The following is a 12,860-nucleotide window of genomic DNA, read 5'->3' as shown; positions in this document are numbered from 1 at the left end:
TCAGCTCGGTGCGGATCGAGGGCGACACCGCCGCAGCCTCGAGGAGTACTCGGAGGTGTATCTCCGCTACATCCAGTACAGCGCGTCGACCGTGACGATAGCCGCCTACTCGCTGTGGGCGTTCGAGGGCGCGGCCGGCGGGACGCTGTGGTCGAGCCTGTCGATCATCCCGTTCGTCCTGGGGATCTTCCGGTACGCGTTCCTGCTCGACAAAGGTCGTGGCGACGCCCCGGAGGACGTCGTCCTCACCGATCCGTCGCTGCTCGTGCTCGGAGCGTCGTGGGTGCTGCTCGTCGTGATCGGCGTCTACGGATCCTGAGCGACGCGACCCGCCCTCTCTCACCGCCACGTTCGCCCCCGGTAGCAGCGATCGAGCAGCAGGCGGAACGTCTCCGCTCCGTCACGTGCAGCAAACCACCGCAGGTCCCGCCCGCTTAGCGCCGCGGCTCGCGCCTGACGCACGTACGACCCGTCCGCGAGCTTGCCGAGTCCGTGCAACATGGGACCGGCGCGCTGGGACAACGAGCCACTAGAGATGCCGTACCGTTTGCGAACCTCCTCCGTCTCCCGCCGGACGTGCTTGGTCCTCGTCGACGCCTGGCTTCCGTGCAGGCGGAATGCTCCCACCGGATACGCGACATGGAGGAACTTCGCGCCACGAGACGCCAGCGCGAGGTAGATGTCCCAGTCCATGACCTGGATGAGCGATGGGTCCCATGGTTCTTCCCCAAGGCTCGATCTGCGGATCAGAACCGAGGCGCTGGCCAGGAACGGCCCATACAGGCGAAGGATCGTTCGGCTGAACCGGTGTTGTGGGCGAAGAGCGATGAACCGGCCGTCACCGTCCACGGTGACGCAGTCGCCGTAGACGACGTCGGCGGAGTGTTGCTCGCCGGCATCGAGCAACGTCCGAAGACCACGGGGCAGGTAGAACTCGTCGGCGTTCAGCCAAGCGATCCAGTCGCCGCTCGCTCGTCCGAGCGCCCAGTTGAGCGCCTCGGACTGCCCGCGGTCGGGCTCGGATTTCCATTCGACCGCATCGCCATACGACCGAAGGGTGTCGAGCGTGCCGTCGTCCGAGCCGGCATCCTGCACGACATGCTGGACCGTGACACCGTCCTGCTGCCTGGCCGACTCGATGGCGTCCGAGATGTACCGGCCGTACTCCCGGGATGGGGTGAGCACGCTGATCGAGCTCATCTCGAGCCGATCGCGACGTGTTGCGCGCACGTGATGGTCATCGGAGCGACCGGACTGTAGCCCCGCAGCGTTTGCCCGCCCGCGAGCGGCTCAAGCCGAGCAGCGAAGCTTCCGACGATAGACGCGGGTCCCGCGCCGGAGCGACAGCCCATTGGGCTACAGAGCATGCTGGATACACTCGACAAACGATGAAACTCCCCCAATCCCCTCGGATCCTCGCGTTTGCCTACGCATGCGAGCCGGGGCGGGGATCCGAGCCGGGAGCGGGGTGGGCGTGGTCACAGATGCTCGCGCGCTTAGGCGAGACATGGGTGATCACCCGGAACGATTACCGCCCGGCAATCGAGCGGGAGCTCCGCTCGATGCCCGAGCGAAATCGACTGACGTTCATCTACGTCGACCTACCGGACACTGCTCGAGCATGGCAGCGCGGGATCCGAGGCCTTCGTTCCTATTACCTCCTGTGGCAGATCGCGGCGCTGCGCGAGGCCAGGCGACTCCAGCGATCGCTCCGGTTCGACGCCGTGTGGCACCTCACGTGGGCGAACGCGTGGTACGGCTCGATTGCCTCGCTTGCCGGGCGCCCGTTCGTCTACGGTCCGGTCGGCGGCTGCGTCGACCCGGCGTGGCGGCTCGTCCCTCACCTTGGACTGGAGGGCGCGGCCTACGAGGTCGGAAGGGTCGTCGGTCGGGGTACGGCCCGATACCTGAACCCATTGGCGCGGATCTCGTGGTTGCGGGCCGACGTGATCCTGGCGCAGAACCCCGAGACGAGAGACTGGCTGCCGCGAAGGCACCGAGGCAAGACAACCCTCTTTCCAAATGCGGTCATCGGCCATGACATGGCGGTGGCAGCGGCAGCTCGCACGCGGATGGATACTCCCACCGCGGTGTTCGCCGCGAGATTCGAGCCGTGGAAGGGCCTTTTCCTCTGCCTCCACGCCTTGAGACTCCTCCCCGATTGGCGGCTGGTCGTCTGCGGAGCGGGGCGAGACGAGGTGCGCATGCGTCATCTCGCCAGAGGGCTCGGAGTCGACGATCGCGTCGAGTGGCTCGGCTGGCTCACCCACGACCAGGTGTTGCAGCGGGTCGCCAAAGCCGACGTCTTCCTGTTTCCAAGCCTTCGCGAGGAAGCAGGCGCCGTGATCGCCGAGGCGCGAGCCGTTGGACTTCCCATCGTGTGTCTCAAGCGGGGAGGTCCCCCTCTCCTTGCCGGCCCCGAAGGGATCTGCGTCGACGACTCCGGAGACGTTCAGGCTGTCTCCAAGCGCCTCGCCGACGCGATGGTACGCGCGCTCGGGCGGCGCCGAGGAGCGGACATGGACGGGAAGCCTGAACCGCTCCACCTCGCCCGACGAGCCGATGCGCTCCGCCACCTTCTCGGCGGCGAGGGTCGATCCTCGACGGGCCGGGATCGGGTCTCGGAGCTCGCGTAGCCCGGAACAAGCTCAGTGAAGCTCAGTGTCTGCCGATAGAGCGATGACGAGAACATGCGGGAGGGCGACACTCGGGCGTTGTTTATCGCGCTGCTCGTTTTGGCGCTTCTGTTCATCTGGCTCATGGGGTGGCTTTACACGCTGGTTCGAAAAGCTCGGATCGGTCCGGTGCGCCGCGGGGTTACACGGCGTCGTCGCGAGGCCGCAACTCGAGAAGGCCGGTGACGCGGGTCACAACGGCTAGCTCCTCTGAGACTGAGGCTTCCTCAAGCCGTCTCAGTGGGACTCTGCTACCTCATTCGAGAAGCACGCCGTTGTGAGCCCACGAAACCTTCGCTTCACTTGGTCGGGGCGATCCGCTCGGCAAGAAGACCGAAGAACACTCCAGCCACGGTTGCAATGAGAGCGACCCACCCGGCTTCCTTAGCGAGGGCGTCCAGCTCGAACCAGCCGTTAGCCGGCACGGTGAGGCTCCAGATGAGAAAGGCGACGACACCAAGGAGCGCCCTGGTCAACACCGCACCGGTGATTTGTTTTCGCGCGACCCACGCCGCGAGGGGCACATAGACGACAGTTACAACCGCCATGACCACAAGCCACACCACACTCGATTCATTGCCCTGGGCAAATAGCGCCGTCACGCCAGCGACGTAGATCACGACAACGTCCCCGGGGATCCACATCGTGATCTTGTCGATATAGCGCTTCAAGTTGTCGCCGGCCTCACGCGCGGAAGCCACGTCGTCTGTGCCGGCCCCAATCCGCCAGGCGCTCATCCGTCTCCCTTCGAGGCCATAGCTTGGCTCGTGATCGTAGGTCCTGGATCCGGGACAGGGCAACTTGACGCTTGTCCATGGTCCGCCGGATCCGCGTGTCAGCCGGCGGCGGTGCGCTCCCTAACACTGCGAGATGTCATGGCCTGGGTGAAGGGAGACGCGCCGAGAAGCCATGGAGCCAAACGGGACCGACAGGACGAGGCAGTGCTCGGTGTGTGCGACGCTTCGATAGCCTTCCACAGCGCGAGACGGGACCGACGAGCTTGCCAGCATCCACCGAGAGAGGAGCAGACTGGCCTTGCGTTGGTCGTCAACAGCTTCCTCAAGGCCGTTTGATATAGGAATGGAGCCTCTGAACTCGCTGAACGAGATCCTTCCCCTCCTCGGCGCAACCGCACGCGTTCTGCACGCTCCCGGCCTGGGCCAGGAGGCCGTGAAAGGCGGCGGCGACGTGGACTGTGCCGTACGGGACCTCGATCCGCTCTGGCCGCTGCGTTTGCCGAGGCCCCTGAGATTGGTCCAATGCCTGCGCTACAACGTCGCGGCCTGGTACTGGGTGATTGACGGCCTCGGTGACGTCATCAAGCTCGACACGCTCGATGATCCGGACGCCATCGGGCTTGATGGCATCTCCACTGAGTCCGTCCTCCGCGCCGACGAGACCGAGTTCGAAGCCGTTCGTGCTGCGTACCTAACGGCGAAGCGTGTGCGAAAAGGAGTCACCGACGCCAGCGAGTGGGAGCACATCGGATCCCTCGCCGAGGTCGATCACGCCGCGTTCGTCAGCCGACTAGAGGAGATATTCGGCCGAGATATCGGCGGGCAGCTCGCCGAAGCCGCTGAACGCCGAACCGCGCCGGATCCGACCATTCGGCGAGTCGCGCGGGCTTACGTCCTTCGTCGGCGTTACGGCAACCCCGCGAAGGCCGGCCTTCTCGTCGCGCGATCGGTTGCACGTATCGTGAGCCGGATTGCTCGTCCAACCGGATTCACGGTCCTGATCGTCGGCCCGGATGGCGTGGGCAAATCCACCCTCGCAGAGAGGCTGCCGAATGACTGTGCCGGGCCGTTCCGCAGATCTATGCATCTGCACTGGCGGCCTGGGGTGCTTCCATCGCTCGCACGCCTCGCCGGCTTGCAAGAACGTGAACCCACCGATCCCCATGGGCTCCACAGGCGCGGTCCGCTGCTCTCGAGCGCGGCGCTCGCCTATTACTGGGCCGACTTCCTCATCGGAAACTGGTTCCGTGTGGCGCCGACTCGGGTGCGCAGTGGTCTCGTGGTGATGGAGCGCGGGTGGTGGGACATGGCCGTCGATCCCACCCGGTACCGGATGCAGGTGCCTGCGCAGCTAGTGCGACTCTTGGGCCATCTGCTGCCCCGGCCGGATCTCGTGCTCGTCCTCACTGCGCCCGAACGCCTCGTGTCCGAACGCAAGCGAGAGCTCTCGCCCGAGGAGATCCGGCGACAAACGGACGCATGGAAGGTTGCGCTCCCACGACGCTTCGAGCGCACCGAGATCGACGGGTCGGCCTCGATGGACGATGTAGCCGCGCGCGCGAGAGACGAGATCTTCGCGCGCCTGTCGAGCCGAGCAATGCGCCGCCTCGGGGCCGGATGGATCGCCATTCCTCCATCGCGTCGGTGGGTGTTCCCACGCGGTCCTCGAGCGACGACAGCGGCGGCCCTCTCCATTTACCAGCCCGTTACTGGCCGAGGACGCGTCGCCTGGGGCGCGGCGAGACTTGCCGCGCACGCGGGCGCGTTTCGATTGCTGCCGCGCGGCGACGCCCCACCTGCTCGGGTACGTGAAGCGATCGCCCAGTTCGTCCCCCGAGGCGCAACGCTCGCGGCGATGAGGGCGAACCACCCCGGGCGTCACGTCGTCGCGATCGTCAATCAGTATGGACAGACGTCCGCGATCGCAAAGGTGGCCGACGACGATGAAGGTCGAGAGCGCCTGCGCGCGGAGGCCGAATCTTTGGACCGTTTCTCCCCGTACATCACGCGACCCGTCACGGTGCCACGCGTCATTGCGCACGAGGACGGGGTCCTCGTGCTGGAGTCGGTGACATGGCAGCCGCGGCCCGTTCCGTCAAGGCTGCCGATCGACGTCGCCCGGGCCTGCGGCCTGCTTTATCGCAGGACCGCGTCGGCGGACGGGTCGAGGGGCGCGGCCCACGGCGATCTCGCTCCATGGAACGTGCTGCGCACCGAGACCGGGTGGACGCTCGTGGACTGGGAGGACGCGTCGGAGGACGCCCCACCCTTCATAGATGTCCTCCACTACCTTGTTCAGGCGCATGCACTCCTCAGGCGGCCCACCCGGCGGGACCTCCTGGCGAGCGTTCGGACCGGCCGCGGCACCGACGGCGCAGCCATCCGCGTGTACGCGCTCGCGGCTGGTGTTGCCGCGGGCGTCGCGTTCGGCGAGCTCCGTGCGTACCTCGAGCGGACGCTTCCGACACTCGATCCACAGACGCGCGACGGTCGACGAGGCATCCGTGCTCGCCGCGCCCTCCTTGCGGCGATGGAGGCGGAGGAAGACAAGGACACGGATGGCGCCGTCGCCCGCCCTAACGCCAGGGCGAAGCACCCGACGCGACCTGCCGGAACCTGAGCCAAACCCAGGCAACGATGGCGCGCGCGATCTCGGCCTGACACAGCACCTTCTGGACCAACGATATCCGCGCACCCCAGATGATCATCGAGTACATGGCCAGCCGCTGGGGGTAGCTGCGCACGAGCCGCCACCAGCCAGCGGGGCCACTGCCAGGTGCCTTTCGGTCGACTAACGCGGCGCGATCGCGAAGCGTTCGCTGCCGACGCGAGGTCTTGTCGGCGTGGACGCGCGAATAGAACGTCTCATCAGGCAGTTCGTGGAACCTACCCTTCAGACTGAGCTCGACGAGCAGAATCTGGTCGCCACTGATGTGGTGAGGATGAAGCCACCGAGTCTGCTCGAGTGCTTCCCGGCGTACGACACCATAAAAGGGGCCGTCGACCCACCACATGTTCCGGAGCAGTCGCCGGAATCGTACGACCGGGTCGCGCGAGTCGACAGACCAGGGAGCGTTGAGATCGGACACCTCGTTCGAGAGCATCACCGGCTCGCCTCGCTCATCGATCCCGACGGTCCTGGCCCACACGAGCACCACCGTCCGATCGCCATCCAAGACGTCGACCGCTTGTCGCAGATAGTCCGGCCCGCACACGTCATCGGCCGCCGCCCACTTGAAGTACCGGCCGATCGCGAGACGGAAGACAGAGTTGAAGTTCTCCACCACACCGACGTTCTGCGCCATCGGAACGAATCTGATCCGCGGATCGCTCGCGGCGTATCGTTGACAGATCTCGGGGGTTCGATCAGTCGAGGCGTTATCCGAGATGACAAGCTCGAAATCGTGGAAGGTCTGGGCGACGATCGAATCGAGCGCCTCCTCGATGTAACGCTCAGCGTTGTAGACGGGCATCCCGACGCTGAGCACAGGGACGCGATCGTCGTCCTGAGGCATGCTGTTCACATCGCGAGACGTGCCCGGCTCGACCGGTGCCATCTCAGAATGCGAAATCCCTCGGCGACACGAACCTCGCGACGACTTTCGGCGCCCGCTCCCTCACAATGCCGATCAGGTCCCACTCGCCGAGGACTTTTTCGCGGACCACCGGTACGGCGTCATTCGTCGCGAAGAACCGAGGGATCATCAGCGGGTCGTCGTGGGGGCGGAGGCCGCGAGTGGCCGTCGTCGCGGCGAGCGCGTATCCCGATCTGCGGACCGCCGTGACGACGCGGTCGTCGACGTGGACCTTCGGCCGTCCGAACGGGTAGGCCATCATCCCCACGGAGATACCCGTGCGATCCTCGAGGACTCGCTTCGAGCGTGTTAGCTCAATCTCGAGATGGCGATCGTCGAGGCGGGCGAGATTCGGATGCGCGTACGTGTGCGCGCCCACCTCCATCCCGGACGCGCGCATCTCGTCGATCTGTGACCAGGAGAGCGGCTTGATCATCTCGTCGGAGACACCCCTCAGCGTCCGGAAACGCGCCAACACCGCGGCGTCCTTCTCGAGGAAGCCCGCGGTGACGAAGAACGTCGCGGTGATGCCGTGCCGAACCAGCGTGGGAAGCGCGTACTCGTGATTGTCTGCATAGCCGTCGTCGAAAGTCACCGATACCGCCGGCCGCGATCTCGCGTTCGCGCGCGCGGCCGAGAGTCCGCTGAACGGCACGACCTCGCAATGCTGACGCAGCCAATGTAGGTGCTCGTCGAACAGCTCTGGTGTCGCTGACCGAAATGGAAGAAATGGATGGATGGAGTGGTAGCACAGAACGACGGCCCTGCTTCCCGGATCGGCGTTTACCGCTTTCCCCACGAGTCGCAATGTCCTCTTAACCAGCTCGGCGGGCCGCATCATTCGCATCGTACCGAACGCTCTTGCCATCCTTCCCGCGACTCGTATCCTTCCTCCGGCTCCGTACCCAAGGTCTAGGCCCGGTCGGGAGAACCCGGTGGCTGATATCACGGTCCTTACGCCGTCCCGCAACTACGCGGCATACATCGAAGACGCGATCCTCAGCGTGCAGGGGCAGAAGGGCTTATCCGTACAGCACGTCGTGCAGGATGGAGGCTCGACTGACGGCACGCCCGCAGTGCTATCGCGGCACACCGCGTACGTCGAGTGGGTATCCGAGCCCGACAAGGGTCAATCCGACGCCCTCAACAACGCGCTCGCGAAGGCGAGCGGGCCATGGGTCGGTTGGCTCAACGCGGACGAGTTCTACCTCCCTGATGCCTTGGCGAAGCTCGTTGCCGTCGGCGAGAGAACTGGTGCGGACGTTGTGTACGGCGACTGCGTCGTCGTCGATGAGGTCGGTGCCGTCAGCCGACTGCTCGCCCACTACCCATTTAGCCCGGTTGTACTAAGGAACTACGGCCCGTGCTTGTCGAGTTGCAGCGCGATCTTCAGACGATCGGCTCTCGGGAAGGATCCGTGGGACGCAGACATCCGGCGCGTCATGGACTGGGATCTGTACCTGAAACTGCTCGCCGCTGGCGCCACGTTCCGTCATGTCGCTTATCCCGTCGGTGCATTCCGGATACACGCGAACCAAGTCACCGCTGCCCCCTGGCAGACGTGGCGGGACGAGGACGAGGTCATGGCTGCTCGACACGGACGTCCGATATCGCTCGAGCAGCGTTGGAAGGCCTACACGAGGTGGCGACGACTGCATCAAGCCCACAAGCTCCTGAGCGGAGCCTACGGACGCGAGCGGCGAGCGAGGAGATTCATGGGACGGGATCTTCGGTGGTTCGAGTCAGGCGAAGCGCACGCGAACGTCGTGCAATTCCATGAACGCGCGTATGGGCGGAGCGGCCGTCGCCTACGAGACGCAGCGAAAGGGGTTGCTGCCTTGTCCGACGAAGCGAGTCGATCTGGTCAGTGAATGAGTGGGCGGACTTGTTGAAGCCACGACCTCGTTACGGCATCCCATGAAAGGTGGTTGCGGGCGACGACGGATGCGGCCTTCCCAAGATCGCGGGCGTCAGTCGCCAGCAAGCGGGGGATTCCCCGGGCGATGCTCTCCGGATGCGGATCGACCTGTATCGCGGCGCCTTTCGCGGCCAGGAAGTTGCCAAGCGGGTATCGGGTGACGAGGATCGGTGCGCCGATCGCCGCAGCTTCGGATACCGCGACGGGACACGCATCCCACCGCGACGGGTAGATGCATGCGTCGGCTTCAGCGATGAGCCGCCATTTCTCGTCGCCATAGACGGCGTCCTCGACCCTTACCCAGTCGTCGACGCCGAGCCGGTGAACGAGGTCGCGCATCTGCTGTTTTCCGTTGCGCCAATCGGGGCCGTGCAGTCGGACCTGTGGGCGTTGAGCCGCCGGGATGCGGGCGATCGCGCGCGTTAGGAGGTCCAGCCCCTTCGTCGTGATGTCGAAGCGCCCCAGCCACAGCAGGAATCCACCTCCTCCCGACCACGCCGCATCCTCCGGGAAGTCGATGCCGTTCGGCGCCGTGATGGTTGGTGTACGGATGTCCATCGCCGACTCCATGCTCGCTCGTTCCTCGTCGAAGAAGAGATGAATAGCCGTGGCGGCTTGTAGGTGCCGACGCTCGAACAAGGCCTGCCAGGCACGCTTCCGTACCGGGCGCCGCGAGAGAACCTCCTGCATGTAGACGCCGTGACTCGTGATCACATACGGAACGCCGGCGTCGCGACACACCCGGCCCGCGACGACGTTGCCGAGAAGCCAGCCCCCGTGCAGAACGAGGACGTCGGTTCCGGCGATGGCATCTTCCAGGTGCGTCGGGAACCTGAGCGAGCCGCGGATCGCGTGCTCAATCGCTACAGCATCCGCTCCGGGCGGAGCCGGTCTCGACGCGTCATCTGCATCGAACAGCGCGGTGACCTCGACGCCATGACGCGCCAAGGCCTCGCACCAACCTCTCGCGGCGTTCGACGTGCCCGTCTCGCGTCCGCGGAGGTGCTGTTGGTAGTGAACGATCCGGATCCAAACCTCCGTATGTCCAACCCACCGCCTTTAGCGGCCAACGACTATGGCATGCGGCTCGGATCAGCGGCGGTCGCAGGCTCAATGGACCGGCCCCTGACTCGCGATCGCCCCACCGATCGGCTGGTCACCCTCCACACATGGGAGTCCTGATCGGCGCGTACGCGTACGAGCCGAATACCGGTTCCGAACGCGGCCTGCATGGAATTGGCTGTCCCGGCCGGGGGTCGGCCTTCCGATCCCTGAACCAGGCTCGCCAACTCGTACGTCGCGTTCGCAGAGGTCGCCGGAATTTCGTGCGCGGACGCCCGGCATCCTCATCCCCTCACCAGTAGGCTCCACCGTCGACGGTCTCGAAGCGATCCGGCGTTTCCTCAGGAAGCGGCCGGGTCCAGTCCGCATTGACGAACCGTGTGAGAGGCGGGTAACCGCCAGGGATCACCTTCTCCCATCTGTTCCCGATGATCCCGAACTGGATTTGAGTGACGCCGCCCATGTGAACTGCTTTCCTCCCGAGATCCTTCACGAACGCAGCCAGCGGGAACCCGTAGGCACCAGCGCCGATCAGGGCAACGTCGAAGTCTCTGTCAGCGATCTGCGCGCGCATGGACTCCAGCGCATCGAACCATGTGGCGAACTGCGTCGGCTTTCCTGCAGCGGATTGGACCGCCTTCAACGTGTCGAGTCTCCCGAACTCTGGCAGCACGCGCTCGTCGGCGAACAACCGAGCGCGCTTCGCATATTGACGTCGGATGCTCTCCTCAAACGGGTGGATCACGAGCACGTTTCGTCCGCGAAGGGACTCGGTCCATGGTTCCTCGAACAGCCAACTCTCGAGCGACCGGATAGAAACGAGCGATGCGCCGGGCGAATAGTCACGAAACATGCGCTCCTCCATCGCCCACCTGCCCTGCTCGAAGTTCCAGATCGCGAGGCAGTCGAGTCTCCGCGCCGCGTCCTGGTAGATCTCGGCGAAGCGCCCCAATTGTTCGACATCGGCGGGAAAGAACCCTGCAGTCGTATGTAGATCGACCATCCGGCGTATCTGCTCCTCGCGAGGTGCCCTGCTGAGGAAGCTCCAGATCGCCCTGAGCTCGAGGTCTCCGTAGCGGGCGATCATCACGGGGGCATCCGCAGCGATCAGCTCCTTGATCAGTTGGTTCCCTCGTGCTCCATCCCGATAGCGCACAATCCTCCGACCGTTGTGGAATCCGCCCCGCAGCCGCATCCGGGCTTTGTTCCGGTATCGCCGTGCTCGCGACCAATATGGCCAGGCGATCCCCTTGGCTCGTTGAAGCATTGAACCTCCCCCTTCCGGGCAAAGTGTTGAACGAAGCACCCTCGTCGCGGAGTGCAACCGGAATCTGCGACTCTATGACAAGCACCGTAACGGTCTGCAGTGTGTTGTGTTCATTCGATCGTCGAGCCACCGCCCCGCTTTGCGCTGGCCGCTCGCTGTCGATGCGACGTCCGCAGGAGGCGGGGATACGACTGAACGCCGCATCATCACGGAAAGCGATCGCCGTCGGCGCTCATTTTCACCGCTGCAGCCGCTCTAGAACGGCCAGACCTCCAGTCCATGTATTGCGTTGCGGACGTCCATCGTCAGGTTCACTCGCGTGAGGAGTTCACCAGTGTCGAAGTCGAAAGCCGACACCGTGGCGGGCGAGCTACCTCCGATGACCACGCGGTCACTCCACGTGCAAAGCCCACGTCCGAAGGCCTGTCGAGCGTGATCCGCTGAGAGTGATGCGTGGGTCAGCTCCCAGTCGGGATAGATCTTGATCGGGAATGACTTCCGCACTCGGCCGCGGCGGCTCAGGAACGCGAGCCTGTTGGTGGCTGTGTGATTGACGAGAATCCCATCCCTAAAGGGACGAGCGTTGTGCGTACCTCGCGGGATGCGGGCAAACGTCCTGACCTGCGAGTCGACAATCGCGAGGATGTGCCGCAACTGGGTGCCAGACGATAGGAGAACGCCCTCGTGCGTCCACACGGCATTCAGGTGGATGCTGTCGCCAATATGTGGACCATCCGATTGGCGGGGGTCAAAAGCACGTGCCGAATAGGCTGGAAGTCGCTTTACGCCGCGGTTCGGATACGCTGCCACGAAATGGTAGGCGATCGAGAACCTGCCTGCGCGGAGGTCAAATCCGAGTACGCAGTCAAAGCCGGTCGACGTCAGCCACAGTGTCTCATTTTCTCTGTGTATCTCATGACAATGCTTCAGGTAGGCATTCCGGTACGAATCCACGATATTGAATGAGCGGTCATAGATGAAGAGCTCATCGCTCGCAGCGAGGAGGATGAGTTCGTCGTAGAACGCGATCCCGCGCAAGCCCCGGTCAGCCCCCCTTCCCTCCCAGTTGATGGACGGATCGTCCCAGTCCTTCAGCAGCTCCCGATCGCCGGTCGAGAGATCGACGAGATATACGCCTCCATGACTCTCCCCCTGCTGCGTTGAACGGACGACTGAAGTTGCGAGAACCTGTGGAAGTTCTTGCATGACGTCAGTTGAGCACGAATTCCATCGTGGCCTCCGAATCGACATCGATGATCAGGAGACGCGACACTCGTCGTCGGCGTCAAGCGTGACGAGAACCGAGCCGCGCAGACGGGCGCGCTCGAGAGCCGTTTCGCTGGCTTGAAGTCCTGTTGTTCCGCAATGGCGAGGCTACGGTTGTTAAGGATGAGGTACTGCACCTGCCGGACCCTGGCTGCAGACGGACAGGCAGCCCAACCGGAGGAAGACGACATGACAGATATGCAATTCGTCTTGCTCTGACCATAGGAAGCGCCAAACTCGCAGCAAACGAGGCGCGCGTATCCCGGCTAAGTAGAGTCAGCGCCCCGCTCTCCGGGTCAAGCTCAAGCGTTCCCCTGGTTAGCAGGCGCAAGGGGAGTCATCGGTTCGCCGTACACCGCC

Annotated in this window: 11 protein-coding genes; 4 read left to right on the top strand and 7 right to left on the bottom strand. The window is 64.5% G+C overall.

What is annotated here, in order from left to right; all coding sequences use genetic code 11:
- Positions 1 to 319: decaprenyl-phosphate phosphoribosyltransferase (locus VFA08_07970; GenBank protein ID HYZ13526.1), on the top strand; the 319-nt coding region annotated here is incomplete at its 5' end.
- 20 nt (positions 320 to 339) lie between these two features.
- Here the strand turns inward: VFA08_07970 and VFA08_07965 are convergent.
- Positions 340 to 1,230, bottom strand: coding sequence for a glycosyltransferase (locus tag VFA08_07965; protein ID HYZ13525.1), 891 nt, complete (start codon positions 1,228 to 1,230; stop codon positions 340 to 342).
- Between the two features lie 281 nt (positions 1,231 to 1,511).
- Here VFA08_07965 and VFA08_07960 point away from each other — a divergent pair, with 281 nt between their 5' ends.
- Positions 1,512 to 2,636 carry a glycosyltransferase gene (locus VFA08_07960; protein HYZ13524.1) on the top strand — a complete coding sequence of 375 codons (1,125 nt, stop codon included), beginning with the start codon at positions 1,512 to 1,514 and terminating at the stop codon, positions 2,634 to 2,636.
- Between the two features lie 338 nt (positions 2,637 to 2,974).
- On the opposite strand, the gene VFA08_07955 is transcribed toward VFA08_07960, so the two are convergent.
- Positions 2,975 to 3,412: a hypothetical protein gene (locus VFA08_07955; protein ID HYZ13523.1), complete on the bottom strand. Its 438-nt coding sequence runs from the start codon at positions 3,410 to 3,412 to the stop codon at positions 2,975 to 2,977.
- A gap of 343 nt (positions 3,413 to 3,755) precedes the next feature.
- Here VFA08_07955 and VFA08_07950 point away from each other — a divergent pair, with 343 nt between their 5' ends.
- Entirely contained in the window at positions 3,756 to 6,032 is a 2,277-nt protein-coding gene (locus VFA08_07950; GenBank protein HYZ13522.1) for a hypothetical protein, read from the top strand.
- On the opposite strand, the gene VFA08_07945 is transcribed toward VFA08_07950, so the two are convergent.
- On the bottom strand, positions 5,989 to 6,969 hold the full coding sequence (locus tag VFA08_07945; protein ID HYZ13521.1) for a glycosyltransferase family 2 protein: 981 nt from the start codon (positions 6,967 to 6,969) through the stop codon (positions 5,989 to 5,991). The genes VFA08_07950 and VFA08_07945 overlap by 44 nt on opposite strands.
- A 1-nt stretch (position 6,970) precedes the next feature.
- Complete coding sequence (locus tag VFA08_07940) at positions 6,971 to 7,786, bottom strand: polysaccharide deacetylase family protein (protein HYZ13520.1); 816 nt, start codon at positions 7,784 to 7,786, stop codon at positions 6,971 to 6,973.
- A gap of 136 nt (positions 7,787 to 7,922) precedes the next feature.
- Between VFA08_07940 and VFA08_07935 the strand changes: the two genes are divergently transcribed.
- Positions 7,923 to 8,858, top strand: coding sequence for a glycosyltransferase family 2 protein (locus VFA08_07935; protein HYZ13519.1), 936 nt, complete (start codon positions 7,923 to 7,925; stop codon positions 8,856 to 8,858).
- Here the strand turns inward: VFA08_07935 and VFA08_07930 are convergent.
- The 3 genes from VFA08_07930 to VFA08_07920 all read right to left on the bottom strand — a co-directional run bounded on the left by VFA08_07930 (position 8,852) and on the right by VFA08_07920 (position 12,440).
- The gene (locus tag VFA08_07930; GenBank protein HYZ13518.1) at positions 8,852 to 9,928 is read right to left on the bottom strand and encodes a glycosyltransferase; all 1,077 of its coding nucleotides are present in this window, start codon (positions 9,926 to 9,928) and stop codon (positions 8,852 to 8,854) included. The genes VFA08_07935 and VFA08_07930 overlap by 7 nt on opposite strands.
- A gap of 331 nt (positions 9,929 to 10,259) precedes the next feature.
- Entirely contained in the window at positions 10,260 to 11,123 is an 864-nt protein-coding gene (locus VFA08_07925; protein ID HYZ13517.1) for a hypothetical protein, read from the bottom strand.
- Between the two features lie 366 nt (positions 11,124 to 11,489).
- Complete coding sequence (locus VFA08_07920; GenBank protein HYZ13516.1) at positions 11,490 to 12,440, bottom strand: hypothetical protein; 951 nt, start codon at positions 12,438 to 12,440, stop codon at positions 11,490 to 11,492.
- Positions 12,441 to 12,860: the final 420 nt, after the last annotated feature.

The organism is Actinomycetota bacterium, assembly GCA_035640355.1.
Taxonomy (GTDB): domain Bacteria; phylum Actinomycetota; class UBA4738; order UBA4738; family HRBIN12; genus CALGFI01.
This window is presented reverse-complemented; position numbering and strand designations above follow the sequence as displayed.